This is a genomic window from Peribacillus simplex (assembly GCF_030123325.1).
Taxonomy (GTDB): domain Bacteria; phylum Bacillota; class Bacilli; order Bacillales; family DSM-1321; genus Peribacillus; species Peribacillus simplex_D.
In genome coordinates, this window is sequence record NZ_CP126106.1 from 3,204,068 (window position 1) to 3,229,439 (window position 25,372).

Sequence of the window (25,372 nt, forward strand, 5' to 3'; positions counted from 1 at the left end):
AGCATAAGAACCGTCCCTTTTTCCCTTTGTTTACTTCTGCTCAAAATATTCTGCAACTACAGCTGCCATTGCTTTTGCTGCGATGATCAAGCTATCCTCATTAATGACAAACTTAGGATGATGGTGAGGATAAACTGGACCATCCTCCGGCTTTGCTCCAACATAAAACATACTGCCAGGAATCTTTTGCAAATAGTAAGCAAAATCTTCTGACCCAGACATTGGAGGTGTTTCCACTAACGCTTTGACTTCAGGAATTTCGGCCTTTTCAATCCCATTTACAACCAGTTCTGTCATGGCATCATCATTCACTAAAACAGGGTAATCATGTGAATATATTAAATCATAGGTAATATCAAACTCTTGAGCAAGCCCTGCTAAAATTCGCTTGAATTCAATTTCCACTTTAGCACGAACTTCACTGGACATGGTTCTGACATCTCCCTCAAGTTCCACGCTGTCCTTTATAACATTAAATGATCCCTTTCCATCAAACGAGCCAATCGTTACTGTCGCCATATCAAAAGGATTGATTCGGCGACTTACAATTGTCTGGGCTGCTACAACAAAATGGCTTGCTGCGACAATACTGTCATTGCTTGTATGCGGCATCGAACCATGTCCGCCTTTTCCTTGGATTTTCACTTTGAAATACGAGCGTCCAGCCTGCATTTCACCAGCACGATAAGAGACTTCCCCGGTCTCCGATAGGGACATGAGGTGAATGCCGAAAATACTATCCACACCTTCTAAACATCCATCTTCAATCATTTCAATTGCTCCACCTGGAGGCGTTTCTTCCGCAGGCTGATGCAAGATAACAACATTTCCCCTTAATTGGTCTTTTATCTCGATTAATGCTTCGGCTAAAATCATTAAATAGGCAGTGTGTCCATCATGGCCGCATGCATGCATAACACCGGGATTACTCGATTTAAATGGGACATCTGCCTCTTCCGTAATTGGCAGTCCATCAAAATCAGCACGCAGGGCAACCGTTTTACCTGCGAGTCCGCCTTCGATTGTCACAACCACTCCGTATCCGCCAACATTTGTCCGTATCATTACATTTTTATCTTTATAAAAATCAGCAATGTATTGAGCCGTTTTTTCTTCTTTAAAAGATAATTCAGGATGTTGATGGAGATATCTGCGAATTTCTATCATTTTTTCTTTTTTCTCTTCAAGTTTTTGCATGAGTTGATCTAACATCATATTCCCTCCGATTATTTTTCTGTTTTAACGGTAAGTATCACTAGACCGCAAATTACAACGGCGATTGCCAAGGTGATGAATACGATAGAAAACGATCCACCAGCCATGGAAATTAAAGCACCGAATGCCATTGGAGCAATAAAGCCCCCAAGCGTTCCACCCGTATTGACGATCCCAATGGATGACCCAATTACTTTCTCAGGTAAAATCTTGTGCGGCCAAGAGAAAATTCCCACAAAGATCGTAGTTAATAAAAATGTAAGCACATATAAGAAAGCAATGGAAAGGGCCAATGAATTTGAAAATACTAAACCAAGAAACAACAAGGATGAAACTACTGAACAGCACATTAGCAGTAACTTTTCCTTACCAGCAAAATATTTTGTCAATAATACACCTGCAAATATGGAGGCTAGTGTTCCCCCAATAGCGTTCACTGCCAGGATTATCCCAACCGTACTAATGGATAGTGTAAATTTTGTCTTTAAGAAGGTTGGCAGCCATGACATATTTCCATAAAAAGCTACATTCGCAAGCAGCATGGCAACGAATAAAATGATTACATTTCGATTGGAAATCACTGATTTAAAACTAACTTGGTTCTTTTCCGTTTTCGTTTTGGCAGTTGGGAGGCTATTAGGTACCAAAAAGGCAACCAAAAGTAACGAGATCGCGAACATTGTCCCCAGTGCATAGTAGGCATAATGCCAATTCAAGTCAATCAGCCGTGCCCCAATCACAAATGCCAAAATTCCGCCAATTCCACTCGTTGACAAAATGAGCGATTGAACAAAGGTTCGTCTTTTTTTCGGGAAATTTTCGGCGATTCCTTTTGAGCAGCTTGGAGGATAGCCTGCATGGCCAATACCAGCCAAAAAACGAATCAAAATAAACATCAATAAGCTTCCAGCAAGGCCAAATGCGAATGAAAATATTGTAATAAGCGAAAGCGAAAGCATCAGTACCTTTTTATATCCAATCTTATCTGCGAGCCATCCCCCAGGTATCTGCATTAAAGAATAACCCAGGAAAAATAAACTCATGATCAAACCGGTTTGACTTGTTGTTAGATGGAATTGTTCTGCAATTGGGATAATTGCAGTCGAAATCATGTTTTTGTCCATGTAAATCATGGAATAACCAGCCATTAAAGCTGTAGTCAACAAAACTCCACGGGTATTTCTTTCCTTTGATACCGAAAGTGGTGCTTCGCTTTGCTTCTTAATCGTTCCTTGAGAAACAGACATAAAAGGCTACCTCCGAAATAATATTTATGTAATCGCTTTCTTGTCTTCATTATAAATATTTTAAGTATTGAAAACATTCCAATCATTGTCGAAAACATCCCCTTCATTTGCCCTTTTTCATTACTTGGCTTAACCGGACAACAAAAAAAGACCATTAAGTTTTAACCTAATGGCCTAATTTCAAAGAGATGAATGGCATTTAACGTCAAAGTGGATTGTAAAAAGAGCTCCGAGTCAATGTTTTCCTCATAGATTTGCAAATCTGGATAAGCTCGCTGCTTGAGATACGTAATGATCTCTTGGTCATAGATATACTGCTGATTGAGATTGAGCCAATTAAAGTAAAATGCACCGTTATTTCTATCGAGAATGTGTTTACGAATTTGATAAGTGCCTAAAGGCAGCCCTGAAATCATGATTTTCTTTTCCTTGGTTAAGGAGCGCAAAAAGAAACCTTCGACAGAATAGGTGGGATTAACATAGGAATTGTTATAAATGGCCAATTGATACCCTTGTTTCCCCTTCGTCAGTACAAAGTCCTCACCTTCGGCTAAAATCTCAAGTCCTATTCTCGCGATTAATTGCATGTTAAAAAACGCCGGACGTTTTATTTGATAATAATAAAGCAGGGCAATTCCATTCATTGCAATATTTTCATTATTCACATTACTTTTTTCCAATGAATGGGTGTCAATCCAAAATCCCAAACCGGAAATCTCTTTTATAACATCAAGCATGTCTTTAAAAATGAGAGCTGATCGAAAAAAAGTTCCACTTAAATTTACTGTATTACCGTAGAGTGTATTCCAGTTCGTCAGGTAAATTGGTGTGCCAGCCAAGCCAGCTGACAAAAGCTTTGCTTTTAATTCGATACATGATTTCTTTATATAATCTTTTACTCCCCTAAAAGAACTGTTATCCATATCGGTAAAGTCAACTTGTTCATTTGGATTGCAGCTAAAGCAAACCAGGTCAATTTGATCCATTTGCTTTAAAAATTCAGTAACGGGGACTGATAATCCTTTTTCTAAGGAAAAAGGCACTTGAACTCCGACTTTTGCGGTGGAAGCCCTCTTTTTCACAGTTTGAAAGTATTGTTGATAAAAAGTCCGGGCTGTTTGATCCCACTCCGAGAAAACCAATTCAAATTGCCATTTCCCGACAAAGGCATCGCCAAAATAACCGAAAGCGTGCTGTAAAAATTCATCTAACATCTTTATATAATCCGGGGGGCTTTCTACTTCCTTTTCAAACTCCACACTAATGAATGGAACTAAACCAAGCCTTTGAAACTCGTTAAATAAAGCATCAATCTTATAATACGGCCCACCTATTTGCAAAAGCGGGTCGATTGTCGTAAATGTTTTGGAAAATAGGTTCGTGAAATAAGCATATTCAAAATGGAGCTGCTCCTGAATAAGCTTTAATTCTGCTTGGACCTCTTCATTCAAGGCATATTCAAGCTGTCCAATCACCAGTAATCGCTGGGCTTTTTCCCTCACAAGAACAGGCTCTTGCGGCAGGTTGATATGTACCGCCGAAACTCCCGATTCTTTCACCTTCACACTTTGGTCCTTTTGCGAAATATACTTGCTCAATTCAATTAAAAAATGCGGCGAATTCACCAAGGTATATTGTTCACTAATATTATTTACTTCCTGGAAAGGTTCTTTTTTGTGAAGACCTCGATATTCGGCAGGTGTTTGATTGTACATTTCCTTAAAAGCCTTGTTAAAAGCTTTTACATTTGGAAAACCATTATTTAGCGAGACTTTCATAATGTTATCATCGGTATATAACAGCTCATGAACAGCCGATTTCAAACGGATTTGTTTTACATATTGCGAAAAACTCACACCAACAGCCTGTTTGAAATAACGGGACAAATAGTATAGGGATAAATATTGCCGTTTGGCAATCTCCTCAAATGACATCTGTTTGCGATAATTTTTTTCAATAAAAGTAAGGATATCCCTAATTCTTTCATCCTTGATGTCATTAAATCGATTCTGCCCGAGATGTGTTGTTTTGAAATTCCGGATAAGGAGTGTAACTAACTTGTAAATCTGGCTGTTGATTTCGAGTTCACTTCCATCCTGCTCTTGGTAATGTGCGATCAAAATTTCTGCCAAGAGTTGACGGATTTGATCAAAAAGAAGATATAACCCGCTATCCCCTTTGGATGAATGGCAGTCGAAATCACACACATGAATATCCGGATAATGCTGCTCGATGGAGTGAAGGGGAATTTGCAGCAATAGAACTACATTGTCTTCATGCCCCTTTACGGTATGGACATCATTAGCATTAATAAGCAGAAGATCATTTTCCGCCAAGTGAAAGGAATCTTGATTGACCATAACCTCAATTTCTCCCCGGATAACGAAAAGAATTTCAATTCCTAAATGGATATGCTTTGAGTGATGGCGAATATTTTGCAAACTGATTTGGTAAGAATCTTCCATTACTGGTTCAGACATGAACATTCACCTTTTTTACTGGGATTTTACCACTGCCCATCAAGCTTTAGCAAATCATGATCAAACGCTATTTTTCATGTAATATGATGGTAAGTAAGGTTTTTAATTCTATTGGTAAGAAAAAGCCACAGCTCCCCGCTTATTCAATAAGCGGGGAGCTAAAAAACAGTCACATATAAAAGTATATGTAATAGGTTTTTCATAACCAGTGTTTTGGATACTGTCTTGTTTGAAATAAATTATTATAAATCATCGATATAAAAACTAATAATAAGGTACCTATTACAATCGGAATCAGGAATCCCCAACCAGCTTGAGAATTGATTGAAACAAGGGCACTAGCTGCTGCGGGGGGGTGAACGGTTTTTGTAAAAGTCATGATAATTAATACAATAGCCAATACTAGACCGATAATGAATAGGCTTTTACCAAAGATGCTCCAAATGAAAAGGGCTGATGTTGTAGAGATTATATGTCCTCCAATAACATTACGGGGTTGTGACAAGAGACTTTTATGCGCACCAAAAACAATAACACAGCTCGCCCCAAGAGGAGCTAATGCCATAGGATATCCTAAATAGACAGCTATAAAACTAATAATGATAATGGCAATGAGTCCACCTATAGCTGAAACAAAGGAATCCATATAATCAATTCTGTCTTTTTCTCTAGCTTCGCCCTTCATTTTCTTTAAATATGCTGTTAAACCAGCGTTTTGTTGATTACTCCAACTTTTTTCAAGACTTTTTTCTAATTCCATCATTTATGTATTCCTCACGTTTTCTAAGTAAGCCGACAAGTCGACAGGGTTTTTATATATTGTTATCTTACAGGAAAACAATGAATTTTTAAATATATATCTGAATTTTCATTATTGTGTTTTCCAGAAAACTGTTAACAATCTCCCCTTAGTCTGTGAAGTTATCATTATAGTTTGTTATTTTATTGCGGGTTTGCCGTTATTAAAGAGTATAGATTAGTATCAAATGAAACATCATTCAGGTACATATAATTTCTCAAGATCCCTTCCTTTTTGAAACCTAAATTTGTCTACAACTTATTGGATGATTTATTTTCAATAGGCTCTTTGTATTGGAGCAATTGTTTTTATTGAAGGGCTATTTTCGCATACTTTGTTGTTATTTACCAAGTAAAGCGGCGTGGTTGATTTCCCCTCCAGATGCTCGCTTTCCGCGGGGCGGGCGGTGAGCCTCCTCGGCGTAAACGCCTGTGGGGTCTCACCTGGCCCGCTGCTCCCGCAGGAGTCTCGCACTTGCGCTCCAATCAACCTTAAATCGTTTCGTTTTAAAAACAACAATCTTTACGAAAGTTAGGCTTAGTTCTTTAAAACCATAGGAAATCACTTTACCGACAGCTTCTGTTTATCTTGTTTAATTTAATAGGATTTGCTGTTATGTTCCATAATTATTACGACACTTCCCTTCTTGTATCCATTCTCTCCATATGTATGGGCCTGAACTATTTCTTACAACGAATACTATCTGTCAATGACCACTTTTAACTTCCCCACTTCAACAAGTTCATTGAGGAAGTTTAGAGCTTCGGGGGTTTCAGGTGAATTTTGACTCAATATCAGCTTCTTGCTGGTTGTCAATTTAATAAGAACTTCAGCCACTTCAGGACGCGTGAACTCAAGTGGCGGGACAATTAATCCATCTTCATCTTTATGTATGGGGACATGTTTCATGAAGCCTTGTTCAAACATTTTTGCAGTAAAAGCTGTTTTCTAAGAACAGGGGTTTTATGCCTATTTTCAGGGGCTCAAACTGGCTAAAGATTTCTTCGGCAACATTTGCCATAATAATCTCCTCACCCGCATAATCTCGGCCGACAAGAATTTTTAATGAAGTTTTCCTCCACTTTATATTCCCCTTCAATTCCTATTATTAGAAGAAAAAATCCATTCGTATCGAATGGATTTTAATCAATCGTTTGCTTCCCTGATGCTTAACAATAAATTCAATGCCACCTTCGCTTGCTATCATCCATATACAACACCGTCCAAGCTGTCTAAACTTTAACCTAAGAATATTAGCCTCTCTGTCTATAAAGCACTTTTATAATGATCCGCATATAATTAGTCTGAATAACTATTCGATAATCAAATTACATAAAGTTCATTATGCTTTTCTTTGTCTGCCCTATACGATTAGGGAAAATGCACGTTCATACTTTAGATTCAATAAAAGCAGCAGCTCCCGCAACAGCTAAGACCAATAAGATTGGAAAAGCAGCAGGAAAATGATAATAAGTAAGTACAGTAATGAGGGAACACCAAAACCCTACACACCAATAACAACTTAAAAGAGAACCAATGAAATAACGAAGTCCTGATCCTTTTATTTCAATGATTTCCTCCAGTTGTCCAGAGGCATTTTCTTGGATGGTGGCAGTCAAGAAAGGTTTTCTGATGAATGAAGTGATATCGTCAAATACAATTAAATGAGTTAACCGGAAGGTAGCCAATATTAAAATAAAAAAATCCAGCCATTCAATTGCCAACATCTATTCACCTCCTAATCTTTCTTTTAATAGTTTATGATTTGAATTTTGATTATATAAATATACATTTATACATTCATAATATTTTATTAGCCCATTTTCTAAGAAAAATGTACCCATAAAAAGATATCCCCATAGTATGTTAATGTGTTCAAAACCTGATACTGAAGGGAAAGATGTTTGATGAAAAAAAGGAACGTCAAATCTATTCAGGGCCGACAAGTGGTACCGAACCCCATCGGACCTGAATGTATTCGTGTTACAAAAGTATATGACTGGGTTGTTCTAACAAACCGTGATCGCAATAAAGTACAAATACCTGAGGAATGCTTTGCAGCAATTGAAGATGCACGTCATGATGGTAACACCATAACAGCTACTTGTTCGGAAGTAGTTGGTACACGAAGCTGTGATTTTATCGGGGCCATTCCAGCTAACATTACTAATGTTCCAGGGGCCCAAATTGTTTCTCTTGCCTTCCATGTCCATATCCGCGTTCAATTCTTTTGCAACGGAGACCCAATACCAGGGTGTAATTTCGTAGTACCAGTTAGTTTCATGGATGAAGTAATCCTATGTTTCCCAGAGGGAACAGAAATCAACTGTAATATTTTCGATGTACAATGCACAGTTGTTTTAAATCAAATGCTTGGTGATATGGTTGTACTTGATGTGACCATGTGTAAAGATGTTCAAGTCGAGGCTGAGGTTAAGCTAGAGGTCGAGGCTAAGTTTTGTGGACCACGTCCTGTCATTCCAATTGAAGAGGAAGGGTTCGTGTGCCCAACACCACGATTCCCGCAACAATGCCCATCCTTCTTCCCGACAACGAACTGCCTATGCCAAGGTGCAGCTGACTTTGATGGCGAAGCATCTATTATTGTAAATGAAGGTGTTCCTGGTCAAATTACGACAACAACTGGACGATTGGATCTTACAGCTCTAGTTTGTGACCAATGTAACCTTACTGGTAGCAGGATTCAAGTTACCTTCATCGATACACTAGGACCAACTCCTATTGGAACACCAGATGATGATCTTGACCAAAGCTTCACGTTTACAGCCAATGACTTCGAGCAACCAGACTGTACTGGAACCACAGGTCTTACAGCAACTGGTACCGGTGTTATAACACCTGCCGGGGGAGCACCAGAAAATGCTACCTTTACACTAGTCTTAACTGATGGTGATCCTGGTGCAGATATAGCTATGCTTACTATAAATGGACCTACAGTAGATGTTATTATTAGTCTGACATCAGCAATTAACCTTGGATTAGTGGTTGAGGTAGGGCCTTGCGATCGTTTTCCTGTATAATACTAAAAACCCGAGGGATATTAATCTCTCGGTTTTTTTGTAAAGAAACTTGGAAAGTCTATTTCCATTATTTACTTCAACACTTAGTAAATGTATCCCGCATTTTAGGCGACCCATTTGTTAATTATCAGGTTACATAAAGATTCATGTTTTCATATTTATAGAGCATACCTATTAAAAGGAGAGAAAAAAATGGCATCTGATAAGCTAAGACGTAAAGTAAGAAGAAAATTAGGAATGCCTAACCCGCAGCCCACTCAACAACATCAAATCACTCCCTCTGCCCTTCAGGTTCGGCCAGTACGAGCAAAAGGTTGCTGTGGAAAAAACAAATGATCTAAGTTTAACATCCGGTACTTTTTACATCACCAATCATGTTAGGCTAGAAATGATTTCCCATTGCAAACGAGAACTTCCTTATGAGGCCTGTGGACTGCTTTCAGGGCGAAATGGGGTCGCAGGAACAATTTGGCCTATGGAAAATGTCAATAGGAGCTCCTTTTCCTACTCGATGGATTTAGATCAAATTCGTCACGTATTTGAACTTATCGATAGGAGGAATGAAGAATTGATTGGCATCTACCATTCCCACCCAACAGATGGTGCTTATCCGTCAGAGGGGGATATTGCTTTAAATAACTACCCAGAGGTAGCTCACCTAATTATTTCGTTTGCAAACTCGACCCCTGAATTAAAATGTTTCAAACTAACAGGAAAAAAAGCCTTTCCGATTCAATTAAAATTCATAAACTGAAATTAGTGTAACTAAGATACTCGCACCTCTTCCTCAAGGTTGAATCTGCGAGTATTCTTTTATATTATTTCCCCTCCAATGATTATATTTTTAATTTTTGTTTTCTTCTTTAAACTGATCGTTCCACTTTTTTACTAGGTCGGAATGTTTGTATTCTTTTCCATCAAGAATCATATCAAGGGCATGCCCGAAATCAATGGCAACCTTCTGGGTGAATTTTGCAATTCTTGGAGCTAAAATGGTTGCCGGAATCCCGGCAGAAATTAACGCTATTTCCCATTTCTGATTAGACTGTAGCTCATTTTGTACTTTATTTAATTCTTCATAACCATTTAAATTTATACTGCCAGTAATTTGTACTCCTTGTTTTTTAAAAACGATTTCTGCTTCTTTTGAACGGCGTCCAACAAGAAATACCCTCTTATTACTCAGCCATGGCCATAATGTCCCCTCATCCAAGAGGCTCTGCATGATCCAAGCACAACAAGCTTTCGAAGGCATGAACTTCAGTTGTTTAAGTACAGTTCGGGTTTGTTTTGCCCAAGGATCCAGTCGCCAAGGAGCTATCAAACCAGCAATGTCTGTATCCCGCAATGATCTGACCAATTCCCTCCTAATTATTTCTGGTGAATTGGATGCGCCCGCATAAGATTCATATCGTTTAAACTCCTGGATCAATAATCCATTGGCAGGCCAGCTTAAATAGCTTATTTCACCTATTCCAAAACGGGCAAGAGAAAAGCCTTTTTTCTGTTTTATCGCTTGGTCCAATAATTTTATCACTTTCATATTATCTAATAACTGGTTCTCAAAGTGATAAGTCCCTTCAAACACCCCACTCCCACCCCCAATATGCTCTCCCATTTACCCTTGTTTCTTCGTTAATAATAAGGAAATTTGATTACTTGAACTGATTTCCAGATTTTGTTCTTTAAAAAACACAAAAGCTTCTACACGAATATTGCTGTTTTCTACAGGTTGAAGGACGCTTATTTGTAAGTTAGTTAAAGATTCTGTTTGCCTAGGGTTAATATTTTTAGTTTGAATTGGACATATCCAGGTTTCTCCATTCTCCATTTCTTCAAACCATTCATCATTCATATATTTCCACCCTTTTGTTTCTTCATTTTTCATTACCCCCAACGTTTCGGCAACATTTGGCGGCAATATTTGCCCAGATATTTTTATACTTTCTGAAGGGGTGGAACGCAGACAGATAACTGGATTCCGCAAAACTTCCGTACCGATATTTTTAATATGAAGATTTCCAATAAGCTTGATTTTGTTACGTTCTTCAAGTTCTTCAATAAAGACATGATAATCTAAAAATACTTCTGCTTCTTTTCTTTTAGTAATGGCTGGTTTCTTTAATAAAAACTTTTTCTTTTCTGGTAACCTTTTTTCTTTTTGTATGGCAGGCTCTAAATTTAGCCCAGTATTTCCAGAATGAACAAACATGTTTGAGAAAATCTCCATTGGAACTAATGACAAAACAGATAAAGGCGAACTTTCTTGAAATTTAGCTAATATTCCTATTGTTATGGACATCGCATATTTTTCACCAATTTTTTTCCAAAAATCTTCATCAGCAATAACTGGATACATAAGCTGTATGTTAATAAAAGGGTTATTTGCGCCTCTAACTATCTCATTAGATTTAAATTTTGTTCCAGTTCTTCTACATTCATAATGAAAAATATCCAATAACTTTTTATTAGTTGATTTTGAATTATGAATCAATTCAAGAATGGGCTCTTTTATTACTGGAATTTCAAAGAGTGAAAAATATACATGAAAATCAGCCTTTTCTGTTTCCATCTTTTCATCTACAAGAATCACCTTTGCCCCACTTGCAGAAAGGAACGTTTGAATATACTCAAGCACCTTCCTTTCTTGAAGGTGTTTTCTAAAGGTGTTATGTGTAACATCATAATCGGAAGAAAGTAGAATTCTTTTACCATGCAAAGCAGAACATAATTGTACTTTCTGATTTTCAGTATCTGGCTGCACCTCAAAACCCAGTTCCCTAAAAAGATAAGTAAATGCCGGGAGAGACTCATAAGGTATGGTTCCTGCCTCCTTATCGCCAACTTCTACTCTAAAATCCATTAATGGATCCCCCTTTATGTTAATCCAGGTACAGATTTGATTTTCAAAAGGATAAAATAATACCGTGCGGCTTGTTTCATCATAACCCTTCTATCACTCAATATTAATGATATGTAAGAGTAATGAAGAAATGATAAAGAATAAACTTAGCGGTCTTCAATTTTTTGTGAAATTGTAAGGGAATTAAAGATAATAAATATAATCACCAATTTGAAATACGGTACATATAACTATTATGGAATCATTTATAAAGGGAATCGGTGTTTGATTAAAACCCGTCAAATGAAGATTAAAAAATTGAAATTCAAGATTTTCGGTCAAGAAGAAATTTTATGAGGAGGAATTTACTTTTGTCTACCATGCCCATGCATGATTTGGATATCGCTGCGTTCCTTATCACGAAGAAACACCAACAATCTCACGAACGAGTACTCCATCTTAAGTTACCACACCCATAAAAATCTTGATAAACATCTCCGCATAGGAACTTCTTGGTCATTTACAGTAGCTGAATCTCATCATCCTGTCTAATTGATTCCTTATTGGTAATGGAGGGAGATTGCAGCCTGTTCACACGTGATCAAAAATAAGGAGTGGTTATTTTTGTATACAGATGATGAAAGAGCCAATGAAATACAAAAAAGTAAATTGAATAAAATAACTCCAGTACAACTTCAGCAAATGATCATTCACCTTAGATCTGAACTTTCCCTATACAAATCAAAAGTTAATGAATACGAAGTGGATTATAGTAAAAAGAAAATAAGAAAATTAATCAAACACAATGAAGAAATGATAAATGAACAAAGAACATATCAAGAACTGATCAATCGGAAGGAACATGAAAGGAAGAGTGCAGAATCCAAGGTTCAGAAAATGGAGGAAGAAATAAAAAAATATAAGACCGAACTACAGTACTTTAAAGAATCCAAAAAAAACGACGAAAAGAAAAAAAATGACATAAAAACTCTCGGAGATAAGAATAAATTACTACAAAATGAAATTGCTTCTCTTCAAAAGAAAGTTCAAGATTATGAGTCTGCCCAAAAACAAAATGTAAAAGATGAGGATTTCAAAAAGTTCGGCGATGAAGGTTTTAAAAAAATGGCGGATGGGCTTTCAGAGGTTAAATCACTTCTTGCTCCAGTAAATAAAAAAATAACTAATTTGGATGTACAAAGCATTAATTTAGAGATTGAGAAATTAGTTGAAACAGTTTTGTTTTATTTTCAAGAGCAAAATATATTCAAAAAAGAAATTCAAGATTTAAAAGAAACCATTAATTCTCTCAACGAAAAAGAAAAGAATTATAAGAATGAAATGAATCATCTTACTAAAACCATAGATCTTTTATACGATCAAGAAAAGCAATATAAAGTGGAGATTAATAATTTAGAAAAAGCACTTTCAGATAAGGAAAAGTTTCATGAACAAGATATTAAAAAATTTAAACATGAAATTGAAAATTACATTTCAAGGATCGGCCACCTATCGGAACAGGAAAGCCAAGATAAGGCGGACATTGAAAATTTAAAACAGATGATTATGGATCTAAAGGAAAAAGAAAACTTCCAGCAACAAGAAATCGATCAGTTACATCAAACGATTTCCGTTGTATCTGAACATGAGAGTAAATATAAAGTGGAGATTGAAAATTTAGAGAAAGCCATGATCAAACTTACTGAAAAGGAAGAGCATCATAAACAAGTTATCGAAAACTTTAAACTTGAAATTGAAAATTATACTCAAAAGATCGACCACCTATCCGAACAGGATAGTCAATATTTGGCGGACATTGCAAATTTAGAACAGATGATTACCGATCTAAGGGAAAAAGAAAACTACCAGCAACAAGAAATCGATCAGTTAAATCAAACGATTTCCGTTGTATCCGATGAACAAGAAATTAAATATAAAGTAGAAATTGAAAATTTAGAAAAGGCTGTGATCGAACTTTCCGAAAAGGAAGAGCAGCAGAAACAGGTTATTGAAAACTTTAAACTTGAAATTGAAAATTATGTTATGACAATCGACCGCCTATCCGAACAGGAAAGTCAATATAAGGCGGACAATGAAAATTTAAAACAGATGATTATGGATCTAAAGGAAAAAGAAAACTTCCATCAACAAGAAATCGATCAGTTAAATCAAACGATTAGCCTTGTATCTGAACAAGAAAATAAATATATACTGGAAATTGAAAATTTAGAAAAAGCCATGATTGAACTTTCCGAAAAGGATAATCATCATAAACAAAAAATTGAAAATTATACTCAAATAATCGGCCACCTATCCGAACAGGAAAGTCAATATAAGGTGGGCATTAGTAACTTAGAAAAAGCCATTAACCAACTTACCGAAAAAGAAGATCACTACAAGCTAGAAATTGATCAGTTAAATCAAACCATTACCGTTGTATCTGAAGAAAAAGAAAATAAATATATGTTGGAGATTGAAAGCTTAAAAAAAGCCATGATCGAACTTTCCGAAAAGGAAGAGCAGCAGAAACAAGTTATCGAAAACCTTAAACATGAAATTGAAAATTATGTTCAAACGATCGACCACCTTTCGGAACAGAAAAGTCAATATAAGGCGGACATTGCAAATTTAGAACAGACGATTAACAATTTAAAGGAAAATGAAATTCAACATCAACAAGAAATCGATCAGTTAAATCAAACGATTAGCCTTGTATCTGAACAAGAAAATAAATATAAAGTGGAGATTGAAAGTTTAGAAAAAACCATAATCGAGCTTTCCGAAAAGGAAGATCAGCATAAACAAGTCATCGAAAACTTTAGAAATGAAATTGAAAATTACACTCAAATGATCGACCACCTATCCGAACAGGAAAGTCAATATAAGGCGGACATTGCAAATTTAGAACAGATGATTATAAACCTAAAGGAAAAAGAGAACTACCATCAGCAAGAAATCGATCAGTTAAATCAATCGATTAGCGTTGTATCTGAACAAGAAAATAAATATAAACTGGAGATTGAAAGTTTAGAAAAAGGTATGATTGAACTTTCCGAAAAGGAGAACCATCATAAACAAGTTATCAAAAACTTTAAACAGGAAATTGAAAATTATACTCAAACGATTGATCACCTATCAAAACAGGAAAGTCAATATAAAGTGAACATCGAGAATTTGGAACAGATGATTACAGATCTAAAGGATAAAGAAAACTACCATCAACAAGAAATCAATCAGTTAAATCAATCGATCAGCGTTGTATCCCAACAAGAAAATAAGTATAAAGTGGAAATTGAAAGTTTAGAAAAAGCCATGATCGATCTTTCCGAAAAGGAAGATCAGCATAAACAAGTTATCGAAAACTATGAACATGAAATTAAAAATTATACTCAAATGATCGGCCACCTATCCGAGCAGGAAAGTCAATATAAGGTGGACATTGCAAATTTAGAACAGATGATTATAGATTTAAAGGAAAAAGAGAGCTATCATCAGCAAGAAATCGAACAGTTAAATCAAACGATCAGCGCTGTATCTGAACAAGAAAATAAATATAAAGTGGAGATTGTAAGTTTAGAAAAAGCCATGATCGATCTTTCTGAAAAGGAAAATCATCATATACAAATTATCGAAAACTTTAAACAGGAAATTGAACATTATACTCAAACGATCGACCACCTATCGAAACAGGAAAGTCAATATAAAGTGAACATCGAGAATTTGGAACAGATGATTACCGATCTAAAGGATAAAGAGAACTACCATCAACAAGAAATCGATCAGTTACATCAAACGATCAGCGCTGTATCTGAACAAGAAAATAAATATAAAGCGGAGATTGGAAATCTAGAAAAAGCCATGATCGATCTTTCCGAAAAGGAAGATCAGCAGAAACAAGTTATCGAAAACTTTAAACAGGAAATTGAAAATTTTAATCAAATGATCGGCACCCTATCGGAACGCGAAAGTCAATATAAGGTGGACATTGCAAATTTAGAACAAATGATTATAGATTTAAAGGAAAAAGAGAACCACCATCAGCAAGAAATCGATCAGTTAAATCAAACGATTAGCGTTGTATCTGAACAAGAAAATAAATATAAAGTGGAGATTGAAAGTTTAGAAAAAGCCATGATCGAACTTTCCGAAAAAGAAAATCATCATATACAAGTTATCGAAAACTTTAAACAGGAAATTGAAAATTATGTTCAAACAATCGACCACCTATCGGAAAAGGAAAGTCAATATAAGGTGGACATTGGTAACTTAGAAAAAGCTAATAACCGACTTACCGAAAAAGAAGACCACTATAAGCAAGAAATAGATCATTTACATCAATCCATCGGTCTTGTTTCGGAGCAAGAAAATAAATATAAAGCCAAGATTGAAAACCTGGAGCAAATGATTATTAATTTTAAGGAATATGAAAATCAACATCAACAAGAAATCGAGCAGTTACATCACACGATTGCTCTTGTTTCGGAGCAAGAAATTAAATATAAAGCCGAGATTGAAAACCTGGAGCAAATGATTATTAATTTTAAGGAAAATGAAAATCAACATCAACAAGAAATCGATCAGTTACATCACACGATTGCTCTTGTTTCAGAGCAAGAAAATCACTATAAAGTGGAGATTGATAATTTAGAAAAAACGATTATCAATTTAAAGGAAAATGAAAATCAACGTCATCAAGAAATCGATCAGTTACATCACACGATTGCTCTTGTTTCGGAACAAGAAATTAAATATAAAGTGGAAATTGAAAGTTTAGATCAGACGATTAACAATCTAAAGGAAAATGAAAATCAACATCAACAGGAAATCGATCAGTTACATCACACGATTGCTCTTGTTTCAGAGCAAGAAAATCACTATAAAGCGGAGATTGATAAATTAGAACAGACGATTAACAATCTAAAGGAAAATGAAAATCAACATCAACAGGAAGTTGACCATTTAAAGAAAACGATCGCTCTCGTTTCGGAGCAAGAAAATCACTATAAAATGAAGATTGATAATTTAGAACAAACGATTAACAGCCTAAAAGAAAATGAAAATCAACATCAACAGGAAATTAAGAACTTAACCGAATCCATAACAAATTTTACAGAAAAAGAAAAACGTTATAAAGATGAACTGGCAAAATATATTCAAGAACCAGAAAAAAATCATTTTCAACCAAAAGGAAAAATGGAAAAACCTTACAATAATAATGGAATACAACAGCAAATTGGAAACACCCGCGTAAATATGGGAAAGTTTAATTCGCCAAATACCCTAAAAAAAGAAGAAATCCAACAACCAAATGCGTTTCGATTCTCGAATGAAACAATCCAACAAAAAACTACAACCAGAAATTTCAATAAACCAACATCACATTGTCAAACACTCTATCCCCCAAATAAACCGAATTACACAGAAATTGATAGACCACAACAAAATTATAGTTCCGGGATAATGTCATCGAATCAGAAAAAAGATTACCCAGATACTAAATTTAAAAACACTCATACAGATTCATTGGATATGTTTTATAAAAATCATCCTTTATATAATTTACATTCGGGAGCGCAAAAAACACCAATAGATCCCTTTAAGAATTATAGAAAGCATAAATAATAACCTTTATTACTTTAACTCAACAACAAACAAAAACTTAACTACTTTTTTCAACCGAAGATCAAGGATTGTGATAATCCCCCTCTTAAGATCATTTTCACAGTCCTTGATATTTTTTAATAATGAAAAATTCGTTACAAAAGGAGAGAAAAATGAAGTGAAAACTCATCCTTTAATTTCAATAATTTTCCCAGCCAAAAATGAAGGGGAAAATGTGAAAAACACTCTTGATTCATTATTTTCAGTTGATACACATTATACCTTCGAAGTGATTATTATAAACGATGGATCATCAGATGATTGCTGCGATTTTCTTAATACTTATATTCACGCAAACCAGGTTAAACTTTTTGAAACAGAAGGAATTGGAGCTGCTAACGCACGAAATTTAGGTGCAACAAAAGCTTCTGGAGAATTCCTGATTTTTTGCGATGCTCATTTACAGTTTGAAGATTTGTGGATCGATCATATTGTAGAACCCCTGCTAACAGGAAAATCAGATGCAGTAACCCCAGCAATCGCTTCGTTTGGCAATTCCGATTTCATTGGCTATGGTATGACCTTAAAGTCAAACCTTAGAATTAAATGGAACTCTAAACAAAACGGCCTCTTTGAAACTGCCATATTACCTGGAGGATGTTTTATTATCTCAAAAAAAGTGTTTGAAGATGTGGGTGGATTTGAAACGGGATTTAAAACTTGGGGACATGAAGATGTAGAGCTTTCAATTAAGCTATGGCTGTTTGGATTTCGCTGCCACGCTCTGCCTGATGTAAAAATAATCCATTTATTCAGAAAAACTCACCCCTATGAAGTTAGCTATGATGAAGTTTATTACAATTTGTTAAGGATGGCGTACTCTCATTTTAATACTCATCGCATACAAAAGTGCAAAAAACTTATGATCCATGTAAAAGCAAACCCTATTGAATCCCAAGTGCTCCTTGATGGAGTTAAAAAGCAGCGGCGGGCCTACTTACAAAAGCGAAAATATGATGATGATTGGTACTTTGCCAAATTTAATATAGATTTCTAGATTTTAAGAAGCACCCTATCTCCCTTAGAGAGTCATGTTGTTTTTATAATTCCTTTCTAAATAAATTAAAATGATGAAAGGTGAGAATGTAAATGAAAGAGCAATTTACAAATATTTACAAGAAAAACATGTGGGGAAACTCTGAGTCTGTTTCCGGTCCGGGTTCATCGCTTACTCAAACCAAAACACTCGTTCAGGAATTACCAGGCTTAATACAACAATTACAGATAAAAAAGATGATAGATGCACCATGTGGAGATTTTAATTGGATGAAGGAAGTTTACAAAAATACTGAATTATATATTGGAATTGATATCGTCGATGAGATAATAAAAAGAAATAAAAAAAAATACCCATTAAACAATGTGCAGTTTTCTCTTATGGACATTACAAAAGATCGTATACCTACTGGGGATTTAATCCTCTGTCGAGATTGTCTTGTACATTTTAGCTTTTCTGATATTCATTTAGCTTTAAACAATTTTAAAGCAAGCCAGTCGAGGTATTTATTAACCACTACATTTACAAACCATACAAGTAATCATGAAATACGGACAGGAAGCTGGCGCCCTCTTAATTTAGAGATCGAGCCATTCAACTTTCCCAAACCCATCTTGGTTATTAATGAGAATTGTACGGAAGGAAAAATGAAATATTCGGATAAATCACTAGCTTTATGGGATTTGAATATCATCAATTTTTAAAATATTCTTTTACTTCAGCTTTTGCATGATACTATCCCCTTAGTTAGACAGTGTAAAAAGTCCAGTACAGACATGGATGTTATACTACTACTTGGATGGATCTTTCTATGCCTAAAAAAGAGATACAGGTTGTACAAAGTTATTTGAATAAAGAGGATAGCCAATTAGCCACAGCGAAGAAATTTGGTCTTATAAGTACAGGATTTGGTGCGGAAATATTAAAATACAAACGGCTTTTCAGATTGAAGGGGAATACAGCACGGTAACAAGGGCTAAATAACCCCTTGTAAAGACTTCCTCGGATGAAATTCGATAAGATAGTAGTTGTGTGCCCTTTGGTTATCCTACCCTTTTTGGTTCATGCCCCTAATAAGTACTTCTGCCACCTCAGGGCGAGTAAATTCAGGTGGTGGAGTAAGACCATCATGAAGCATTTCCCTGACTTTCGTTCCGCTTAAAATGAACCTATCGTCAGCAGAATGAGGACAGGTCTTCAACGAAGCCATATTCATACACTTTTTACAGTAAAAGCTATGTTCAAAAAACAGTGGTTTAATACCTATTTTCATAGGGTCAAACTGGCTAAAAATTTCTTGTGCATCGTACGTTCCATAATAATTTCCTACCCCAGCATGATCACGGCCGACAATAAAGTGTGTACAACCATAATTCTTTCGTACGAGCGCATGAAAGACCGCTTCCCTGGGACCCGCATAACGCATAGCCGCAGTATAAATTGCAAGTCGGACTCGGTCCAATGGATAGTAATTTTCCAATAAAATTTGATAGCTTTCCATACGTACATCTGCAGGTATATCATCCTTTTTCGTTTCACCCACAAGAGGATTTAACAAAAGCCCATCAACCGTTTCTAATGCTGTTTTTTGCAAGTATTCATGGGCTCGATGCACTGGATTTCTAGTTTGAAATCCGACCACAGTATTCCAACCTAATTCGCTGAACATTTTTCTAGTTTCGTATGGACTCATATAAAATTCTTCAAACGGTTTATGTGAAGGCCTATTTACTAGAAAAATAGGTCCAGCAATATACATGTCCCCTTGCTCAAATAGCTTTTTGACCCCAGGGTGGTTAGAGTCTTTTGTTTTATAAACGAGTATAGCTTCTTTCTGTTTATCGTATTCAAACATTTCTTCTACCTGAATGACCCCCGACAGTTCCCCATCAACACTATATAGAGCCACTTCATCCCCCACATTTATACTCTTCGCATCTTCCTTTTTTACAGGTAGTGTAACCGGAAGCGTCCATGGTAATCCGTTTGCCAGATGCATATATTTTAAGACGCTCTGGTAATCTTTTTCCCCCATAAATCCAATAAGTGGACTAAATCCACCATTTGAAATCATTTCCATATCCGAAATAATCCATTTTGAGATATTCAGGGACGATAGGGATTTGCACTTTTCCCAATATTCTTTACGAGCAATTCCTGTTAATTCTCGATTAATCAACTTGCCGCCATGTGGTTCAATGATAGTTCTTTGAACATCCATATATAACACCTCTATCATTTGTACGTTCCATTGAGACTTTTTCATACCTAAATATTTACATCCCCTAAATGCCCATTATCTTTTAAGAAGTTCATGATCTGCTGCACACATTCTTCAATAGAATATTGACTGGTTTCAATAATGATTTCAGGATTTACCGGTTCTTCATATGGGTCTGATATCCCTGTGAAATGAGTGATTTCTCCTATTCTAGCTTTCTTATATAACCCTTTAGGATCTCGTTTCTCACAGGCTTCTAAAGGACATTTGACATAAATCTCAAGAAATTCACCTTGTTGTACCTTTTTTCTGACATCTTCTCGGTCATTAATATAAGGCGAAATAAACGTGGCTAATACCACAATCCCGCTATCGACAAAAATTTTGGCAACTTCCCCTATTCGGCGTATATTTTCCTTGCGATCTTCAGAACTAAAACCAAGGTCTTCATTTAATCCATTCCGTAAATTATCTCCATCTAAAATATATGTCGAGATTCCCTTCTCATGAAGTCTTCCTTCGACCATATTCGCTATGGTTGACTTACCTGAACCTGATAAACCTGTAAACCAAAGAATAAAGCTTTTATGTCCATGTAAAGCTTGCCTAAGTTCTTTTGTAATGGAAAATGAATGATGATGGATATATTCACCTTGACCCATATAATCTCCCCTTTACTTTTTCGTTATGGAACAGGATTTTTGTTACTTCGGATGACATAGACTAAAGAAACTGTCCAGCCAATTAATATGAGCATAAAAATAACGGAAGACCAATGATCAAGAAACGCCCAAGTGTTAATCAACGTTCGTGCATTCGTCAGAATAATGAATCCCCCTACAAGGACTCCCAATAAATAACATGGCAATTTAGTAACGATCCAGGCAGCGATGGGTGCGGCAATGATTCCCCCTGCCATTAGTGCAATTACCCAAAACCAGTTCACTTCCTGCCAACCTAAAGCAATAAGAAACCCCAACGTTGCAGAAACAGCAACAGCAAACTCACTCGTATCCACCGTACCAACTACTTTTCTAGCAGGAACACCTTTTTGAGATAAAAGGACTGGAGTTGTAATCGGGCCCCACCCTCCCCCACCGGTGGCATCTGCAAATCCAGCTATTAACCCCAAAACGATTGATTTTTTTCTTGATATATTAATTGATTTTCTTTCATTTCTTGTTTTAGACATAATTAAAAAACGAAAAAGTACATATACGCCAAGAATTAACAAAAAGATCGAAATATAAGGTCTTACTACATTTCCTGGTAAATTACTCAAAAAACACGCTCCTGCAAATGCACCAATTGAACCAGGAATGATTAATTTTAAAAGCGCTTGACGATCGACGTTCCCGAATTTCATATGAGATATACCAGAAGCAGCAGTAGTCACTACCTCGGACAGATGTACGGATGCAGAAGCCACTGCTGGGGCAATTCCAAATGTCAACAACATGGATGTTGAAGTAACCCCATATGCCATACCTAAGGATCCATCAATTAACTGAGCCAAAAACCCGATAAATGCGAATATGATGAGCTTTCTCATGTTCCCCTCCACCAAAAGCAGATTCAATTTTGTTTTATTAAATAGAAAACTATTTTTTCATATATAAAAAAGCTGACAAAGAACATTAAGAGGACTTCGGTTAAAATAGAAAAAGGTGAAATTGATTGATCATATTCTTTTCATAATGAATTCATATCCATGATCCATAATCACCAGTCCATTCCTAAAACCTGCTTTCTTAAAAGGTAAACAAACAGTTCAATATGGTAATACGAAGCTTTTCACTCTATTCTCAACGAAGATGCATAAACAATTTAATTGATATAAAATTTTTTATTTATATCAGTTGAATTAAATACTTACATTCTGCCTCAAAGTCTATTATTCTCATCCACTTGAGTTGTGTTTATCTTTTTGATGATTATGTTAAATCTTGTTTTTCTGCTAAGTAGAGAAAAATAAATTGTTTAGGACGGATTCTTTCATCCATTTTCATAAACCTTCAAAAAGATAAGTAGGACTATAAAGAGGTAGAAAACAGGATCCAACCGAACTTTATTCTCTTCAAGTAAGGGGGGAATCATTTAAGGATGGTGAATTCTAGCTTAATCTAATATCACATTATTTCTGTTAGATAGTCACTTAGAATTATAAAAGAGTAATTGTTTTTGGGGACCAGGTTTTAAGACGACTAATTGCTACACTTACATTAGAAGAATTGTTACCAATAAAATGGTCACATTTCATAGCTAGATAGGTATCCTTAATTATATCTATACCTTTCTGTCTAGTGTTATCGTAATGTACACCACCATTATGCACCGAAACATGATCATACGGGGTACGCTTAATGTCTGTATAAATTAATTTTTCACCATACAAAAATTTATATTTTTCAAAGATTTTTTCAGAATCTGTAAGCAGAAAAATGGAAGAGTGTGGATTTTCTAGTAAATAGCTATCTATTTTTTGTTGATAAGAGTTATTAATGTCGTGTAAATTTGGACATTCATAAATTTTATCACTACCTCGAATATGCACCCCTAAAATAGGGTATTTGTTTTTCATATTTTTTAAATAAAAATCTTCAATTTCATTAAAAAGATAAGGTTGCAGCCTAAGGTATTTTTGATATAGATATCTATATATATCCTCAATGGTCAAGCTATATAAGGGGTGGCTTTTATTAATCCATTTTATGAGATATTCCACATAAATGTGAACGTTACTAACTATTACATTTTCACAACTTCTAAAAACATTTGCTATAGATTCTTCATTAAAGTCTGATAAATCTTTTAAATCTCCTCGATGTAAATTTCGACGATTCCATTTAGATGGAAAGAAAGTATAATTCTCATTTTTAAGATCGTTAACTGAATAGTTTGATATAGGTAAAAAATACATTGTAAATGCATCTTTAATTAGTGGCTTTTCAGAAGCATATACTGAATCCACTCCCCAATAGATGATCGGAATTCGATTAGTAAGTTCAGCAATTAATAGTTGGCCGGCAACATGTGAAATATCTGACCAAAATCCACTTCCCCAAGCTTTAATTAGTAAAAAACATTGATTATTGTTCATTCTATTAACATTCCTTTTAATAAGATTTATCCCTTAGAATTGACTGAATTTGAGTCAATATTTTGAACACAAACTAGTCAAATCTTAAGTTGTATTTTTAATTCGATCTTCAAAGGCTTGTATAATTTGATAGTCCAAGCTGCTGTGAATTCTTTTTCGGTTATACCGTTATACCCCCCCCTCAATAATTGGAACATCGCTAATTTAGCTGATTGATTGTCTAGATATTGTACACAGTTGACTACTTCCTTTTTTAATAGGGCATGAAAGGATTCAATACAGCCATTATGGTGCGGTCAACCTTTCTAACTAAAAGATTGCTTAATATGATGGTTTTGAATATGTTGAGTAAACTCACTGCTTGTATATTGTGAGCCAAAATCGGTAAGAACTATGCCCTCCAAGAGCTTTTGTGATAAGTGTCCGTTATTGAAAGCTTTTATGATCAGTTCTATCGTCATTGAACGGAAAATGAATACCCTACTACTACTAGTCAAATACCGAAGCTAAATAACAACATCCGTCTTTTAATGTGTTGATATACTTAATATCCGCTACCCATTTCTCATTAATGGTTTGAGTAGTGAAGCTCTTTTTAGCATATTATCTAATTGAATAAAACCTTTCCTAAGATGGATTAGGCCAGTATTTTTTCATAGTAATAGAACGAATTCTCGCCTGCTCATTTAACGTTGAACAAGCTTTAAACTTAAGGGAAAAACTTTTGGTTAATAAACTTTCATGAATCTTTGGAGCCCCATACCTTCCCTTGCTTTCCAGGTAAATGAGGTCAATTTCCTTCGTAAGTTCTTTGTTTTCCCGTTCGCAATTTGATACAACTATTAAAGGGACAGATAATGTCTGCTTCTTGGGATTTCAAGTATTTCATACATCTTGTACGGGATATTGTTTCTTATGTTCCCTCATTAATTGCGGTAAGATAAGTCTCTGTTACTTTTTCGCGAATATGGCCATAGCTTTTTAAAGATTTCAACTTCTTGCTTAACCGAAGGTTTTCCTTCAGTATGGCTAATTCCTTTGGAGTCATGGTCCCTTCTCCCTTAACCCATTTATAAATGGTAACTTCTGATACGCCATATTCTCCGCTTAATTCATTGACCGAATTACCCGAGTGAGAAAGATCTACAATAGTCTTCTTGATTCATTATTAGTTTTTCCATCTGCATTCTTATGTTCCAAGATGGACACATCCCCTCAAAAATACTTGTAGGGACTAAAGTAGTATGTGTCCATGAAACTATACTAACTCCAGACCTTTAGAGTCTTAGCATTAAGATATACTAACTTAGTTGCTTGATAGCGAATTGATTTGCTTCTTATGCTAAATTTAAATATCATCCTCAAATGTTTAGCGAAAATTACTATAATTTAGTGAAGGGATAATTCAAAATGTAGTAAGTGACCGTCTGAAGATCGTTCTAATTATTGTCGACAGTTGTTTGACTGCGATGTAGTTTGCCCCTAACCAAATTCCGGCAATGATCTAACATGCATTAGATAAAGGGATTGAATTTTCTTACTTATAAAAATTGTATGCATTTTAGCCTTTTGTTTAAGCTGATGTGAGTCAGGGTCTCATGATGTTATTGGTATGGAGTGTATACCCATAAAGGTATAAGAATGACTGAAGAATGAACTAATAAAGTGACTTTATCGATTAGTATTCTAAGCATGGATTGCATGATTTCTAAACAAGAGATAATCCTTGTGATAGCGAGGTGGCGTTAAAGATAACAAGTTGTTGATTC

At 35.5% G+C, this 25,372-nt stretch carries 20 protein-coding genes; 7 read left to right on the forward strand and 13 right to left on the reverse strand.

Annotation, left to right across the window (positions count from 1 at the left end; genetic code table 11):
• Window positions 1–30: 30 nt before the first annotated feature.
• From QNH43_RS15075 to QNH43_RS15100, 6 genes are all read right to left on the reverse strand, one after another.
• Entirely contained in the window at window positions 31–1,212 is a 1,182-nt protein-coding gene (locus QNH43_RS15075; RefSeq protein WP_283914755.1) for a M20 family metallopeptidase, read from the reverse strand.
• Window positions 1,213–1,226: 14 nt separating this feature from the next.
• Window positions 1,227–2,462 (reverse strand): MFS transporter, encoded by a 1,236-nt coding sequence (locus QNH43_RS15080; protein WP_283914756.1) that lies wholly within the window; start codon window positions 2,460–2,462, stop codon window positions 1,227–1,229.
• A 161-nt stretch (window positions 2,463–2,623) separates the two neighbouring features.
• Window positions 2,624–4,942, reverse strand: coding sequence for a helix-turn-helix domain-containing protein (locus QNH43_RS15085; RefSeq protein WP_283914757.1), 2,319 nt, complete (start codon window positions 4,940–4,942; stop codon window positions 2,624–2,626).
• Between the two features lie 199 nt (window positions 4,943–5,141).
• Window positions 5,142–5,705, reverse strand: coding sequence for an HPP family protein (locus QNH43_RS15090; RefSeq protein WP_283914758.1), 564 nt, complete (start codon window positions 5,703–5,705; stop codon window positions 5,142–5,144).
• Between the two features lie 735 nt (window positions 5,706–6,440).
• On the reverse strand, window positions 6,441–6,650 hold the full coding sequence (locus tag QNH43_RS27810) for a hypothetical protein (RefSeq protein ID WP_434060120.1): 210 nt from the start codon (window positions 6,648–6,650) through the stop codon (window positions 6,441–6,443).
• A gap of 479 nt (window positions 6,651–7,129) precedes the next feature.
• Window positions 7,130–7,468 (reverse strand): DUF1360 domain-containing protein, encoded by a 339-nt coding sequence (locus QNH43_RS15100; protein ID WP_283914759.1) that lies wholly within the window; start codon window positions 7,466–7,468, stop codon window positions 7,130–7,132.
• A 180-nt stretch (window positions 7,469–7,648) separates the two neighbouring features.
• On the opposite strand from QNH43_RS15100, the gene QNH43_RS15105 reads away from it, so the two are divergent.
• The 3 genes from QNH43_RS15105 (at window position 7,649) to QNH43_RS15115 (ending at window position 9,536) form a co-directional block, all read left to right on the forward strand.
• The gene (locus QNH43_RS15105) at window positions 7,649–8,782 is read left to right on the forward strand and encodes a BMQ_0737 family morphogenetic spore coat protein (RefSeq protein WP_283914760.1); all 1,134 of its coding nucleotides are present in this window, start codon (window positions 7,649–7,651) and stop codon (window positions 8,780–8,782) included.
• Between the two features lie 192 nt (window positions 8,783–8,974).
• The gene (locus tag QNH43_RS15110; protein WP_283914761.1) at window positions 8,975–9,118 is read left to right on the forward strand and encodes a hypothetical protein; all 144 of its coding nucleotides are present in this window, start codon (window positions 8,975–8,977) and stop codon (window positions 9,116–9,118) included.
• Entirely contained in the window at window positions 9,102–9,536 is a 435-nt protein-coding gene (locus tag QNH43_RS15115) for a M67 family metallopeptidase (RefSeq protein ID WP_283914762.1), read from the forward strand. Before QNH43_RS15110 ends, QNH43_RS15115 begins: the two co-directional genes overlap by 17 nt.
• A 90-nt stretch (window positions 9,537–9,626) precedes the next feature.
• Here QNH43_RS15115 and QNH43_RS15120 read toward each other — a convergent pair whose 3' ends face one another.
• Together QNH43_RS15120 and QNH43_RS15125 are read right to left on the reverse strand one after the other, a co-directional pair.
• Window positions 9,627–10,370, reverse strand: a complete 744-nt coding sequence (locus QNH43_RS15120) for a GT-D fold domain-containing protein (protein ID WP_283914763.1) — start codon at window positions 10,368–10,370, stop codon at window positions 9,627–9,629.
• 30 nt (window positions 10,371–10,400) lie between these two features.
• Window positions 10,401–11,645: a hypothetical protein gene (locus tag QNH43_RS15125; RefSeq protein ID WP_283914764.1), complete on the reverse strand. Its 1,245-nt coding sequence runs from the start codon at window positions 11,643–11,645 to the stop codon at window positions 10,401–10,403.
• 603 nt (window positions 11,646–12,248) lie between these two features.
• Here QNH43_RS15125 and QNH43_RS15130 point away from each other — a divergent pair.
• The 4 genes from QNH43_RS15130 to QNH43_RS15145 all read left to right on the forward strand — a co-directional run bounded on the left by QNH43_RS15130 (window position 12,249) and on the right by QNH43_RS15145 (window position 19,252).
• The gene (locus QNH43_RS15130; RefSeq protein WP_283914765.1) at window positions 12,249–17,246 is read left to right on the forward strand and encodes a hypothetical protein; all 4,998 of its coding nucleotides are present in this window, start codon (window positions 12,249–12,251) and stop codon (window positions 17,244–17,246) included.
• A 157-nt stretch (window positions 17,247–17,403) separates the two neighbouring features.
• The gene (locus QNH43_RS15135; protein WP_283914766.1) at window positions 17,404–18,282 is read left to right on the forward strand and encodes a glycosyltransferase family 2 protein; all 879 of its coding nucleotides are present in this window, start codon (window positions 17,404–17,406) and stop codon (window positions 18,280–18,282) included.
• Window positions 18,283–18,374: 92 nt separating this feature from the next.
• On the forward strand, window positions 18,375–18,986 hold the full coding sequence (locus tag QNH43_RS15140) for a class I SAM-dependent methyltransferase (RefSeq protein WP_283914767.1): 612 nt from the start codon (window positions 18,375–18,377) through the stop codon (window positions 18,984–18,986).
• Window positions 18,987–19,093: 107 nt separating this feature from the next.
• The gene (locus QNH43_RS15145; RefSeq protein WP_283914768.1) at window positions 19,094–19,252 is read left to right on the forward strand and encodes a hypothetical protein; all 159 of its coding nucleotides are present in this window, start codon (window positions 19,094–19,096) and stop codon (window positions 19,250–19,252) included.
• 78 nt (window positions 19,253–19,330) lie between these two features.
• Here the strand turns inward: QNH43_RS15145 and sat are convergent, their stop codons facing one another.
• The 5 genes from sat to QNH43_RS27815 form a co-directional block, all read right to left on the reverse strand.
• The gene (gene sat, locus QNH43_RS15150) at window positions 19,331–20,503 is read right to left on the reverse strand and encodes a sulfate adenylyltransferase (protein WP_283914769.1); all 1,173 of its coding nucleotides are present in this window, start codon (window positions 20,501–20,503) and stop codon (window positions 19,331–19,333) included.
• 47 nt (window positions 20,504–20,550) lie between these two features.
• Window positions 20,551–21,165, reverse strand: coding sequence for an adenylyl-sulfate kinase (gene cysC, locus QNH43_RS15155; RefSeq protein WP_283914770.1), 615 nt, complete (start codon window positions 21,163–21,165; stop codon window positions 20,551–20,553).
• A 23-nt stretch (window positions 21,166–21,188) separates the two neighbouring features.
• The gene (locus QNH43_RS15160; RefSeq protein ID WP_283914771.1) at window positions 21,189–22,055 is read right to left on the reverse strand and encodes a sulfite exporter TauE/SafE family protein; all 867 of its coding nucleotides are present in this window, start codon (window positions 22,053–22,055) and stop codon (window positions 21,189–21,191) included.
• A 609-nt stretch (window positions 22,056–22,664) separates the two neighbouring features.
• Window positions 22,665–23,603, reverse strand: coding sequence for an O-fucosyltransferase family protein (locus QNH43_RS15165; protein ID WP_283914772.1), 939 nt, complete (start codon window positions 23,601–23,603; stop codon window positions 22,665–22,667).
• Window positions 23,604–24,516: 913 nt separating this feature from the next.
• Window positions 24,517–24,765 carry a helix-turn-helix domain-containing protein gene (locus QNH43_RS27815; RefSeq protein WP_434060201.1) on the reverse strand — a complete coding sequence of 83 codons (249 nt, stop codon included), beginning with the start codon at window positions 24,763–24,765 and terminating at the stop codon, window positions 24,517–24,519.
• Window positions 24,766–25,372: the final 607 nt, after the last annotated feature.

What these genes read in the sequence shown, in the direction of transcription:
- QNH43_RS15140 (WP_283914767.1), top strand. Translation starts at nt 18,375, where the DNA reads ATGAAAGAGCAATTTACAAATATTTACAAGAAAAACATGTGGGGAAAC.
- QNH43_RS15165 (WP_283914772.1), bottom strand. Translation starts at nt 23,603, where the DNA reads ATGAACAATAATCAATGTTTTTTACTAATTAAAGCTTGGGGAAGTGGA.
- QNH43_RS15075 (WP_283914755.1), bottom strand. Translation starts at nt 1,212, where the DNA reads ATGTTAGATCAACTCATGCAAAAACTTGAAGAGAAAAAAGAAAAAATG.
- sat (WP_283914769.1), bottom strand. Translation starts at nt 20,503, where the DNA reads ATGGATGTTCAAAGAACTATCATTGAACCACATGGCGGCAAGTTGATT.
- QNH43_RS15080 (WP_283914756.1), bottom strand. Translation starts at nt 2,462, where the DNA reads ATGTCTGTTTCTCAAGGAACGATTAAGAAGCAAAGCGAAGCACCACTT.
- QNH43_RS15090 (WP_283914758.1), bottom strand. Translation starts at nt 5,705, where the DNA reads ATGATGGAATTAGAAAAAAGTCTTGAAAAAAGTTGGAGTAATCAACAA.
- QNH43_RS15100 (WP_283914759.1), bottom strand. Translation starts at nt 7,468, where the DNA reads ATGTTGGCAATTGAATGGCTGGATTTTTTTATTTTAATATTGGCTACC.
- QNH43_RS27810 (WP_434060120.1), bottom strand. Translation starts at nt 6,650, where the DNA reads ATGAAACATGTCCCCATACATAAAGATGAAGATGGATTAATTGTCCCG.
- QNH43_RS15145 (WP_283914768.1), top strand. Translation starts at nt 19,094, where the DNA reads ATGCCTAAAAAAGAGATACAGGTTGTACAAAGTTATTTGAATAAAGAG.
- QNH43_RS15105 (WP_283914760.1), top strand. Translation starts at nt 7,649, where the DNA reads ATGAAAAAAAGGAACGTCAAATCTATTCAGGGCCGACAAGTGGTACCG.
- QNH43_RS15085 (WP_283914757.1), bottom strand. Translation starts at nt 4,942, where the DNA reads ATGTCTGAACCAGTAATGGAAGATTCTTACCAAATCAGTTTGCAAAAT.
- QNH43_RS15110 (WP_283914761.1), top strand. Translation starts at nt 8,975, where the DNA reads ATGGCATCTGATAAGCTAAGACGTAAAGTAAGAAGAAAATTAGGAATG.
- QNH43_RS15125 (WP_283914764.1), bottom strand. Translation starts at nt 11,645, where the DNA reads ATGGATTTTAGAGTAGAAGTTGGCGATAAGGAGGCAGGAACCATACCT.
- QNH43_RS15160 (WP_283914771.1), bottom strand. Translation starts at nt 22,055, where the DNA reads ATGAGAAAGCTCATCATATTCGCATTTATCGGGTTTTTGGCTCAGTTA.
- cysC (WP_283914770.1), bottom strand. Translation starts at nt 21,165, where the DNA reads ATGGGTCAAGGTGAATATATCCATCATCATTCATTTTCCATTACAAAA.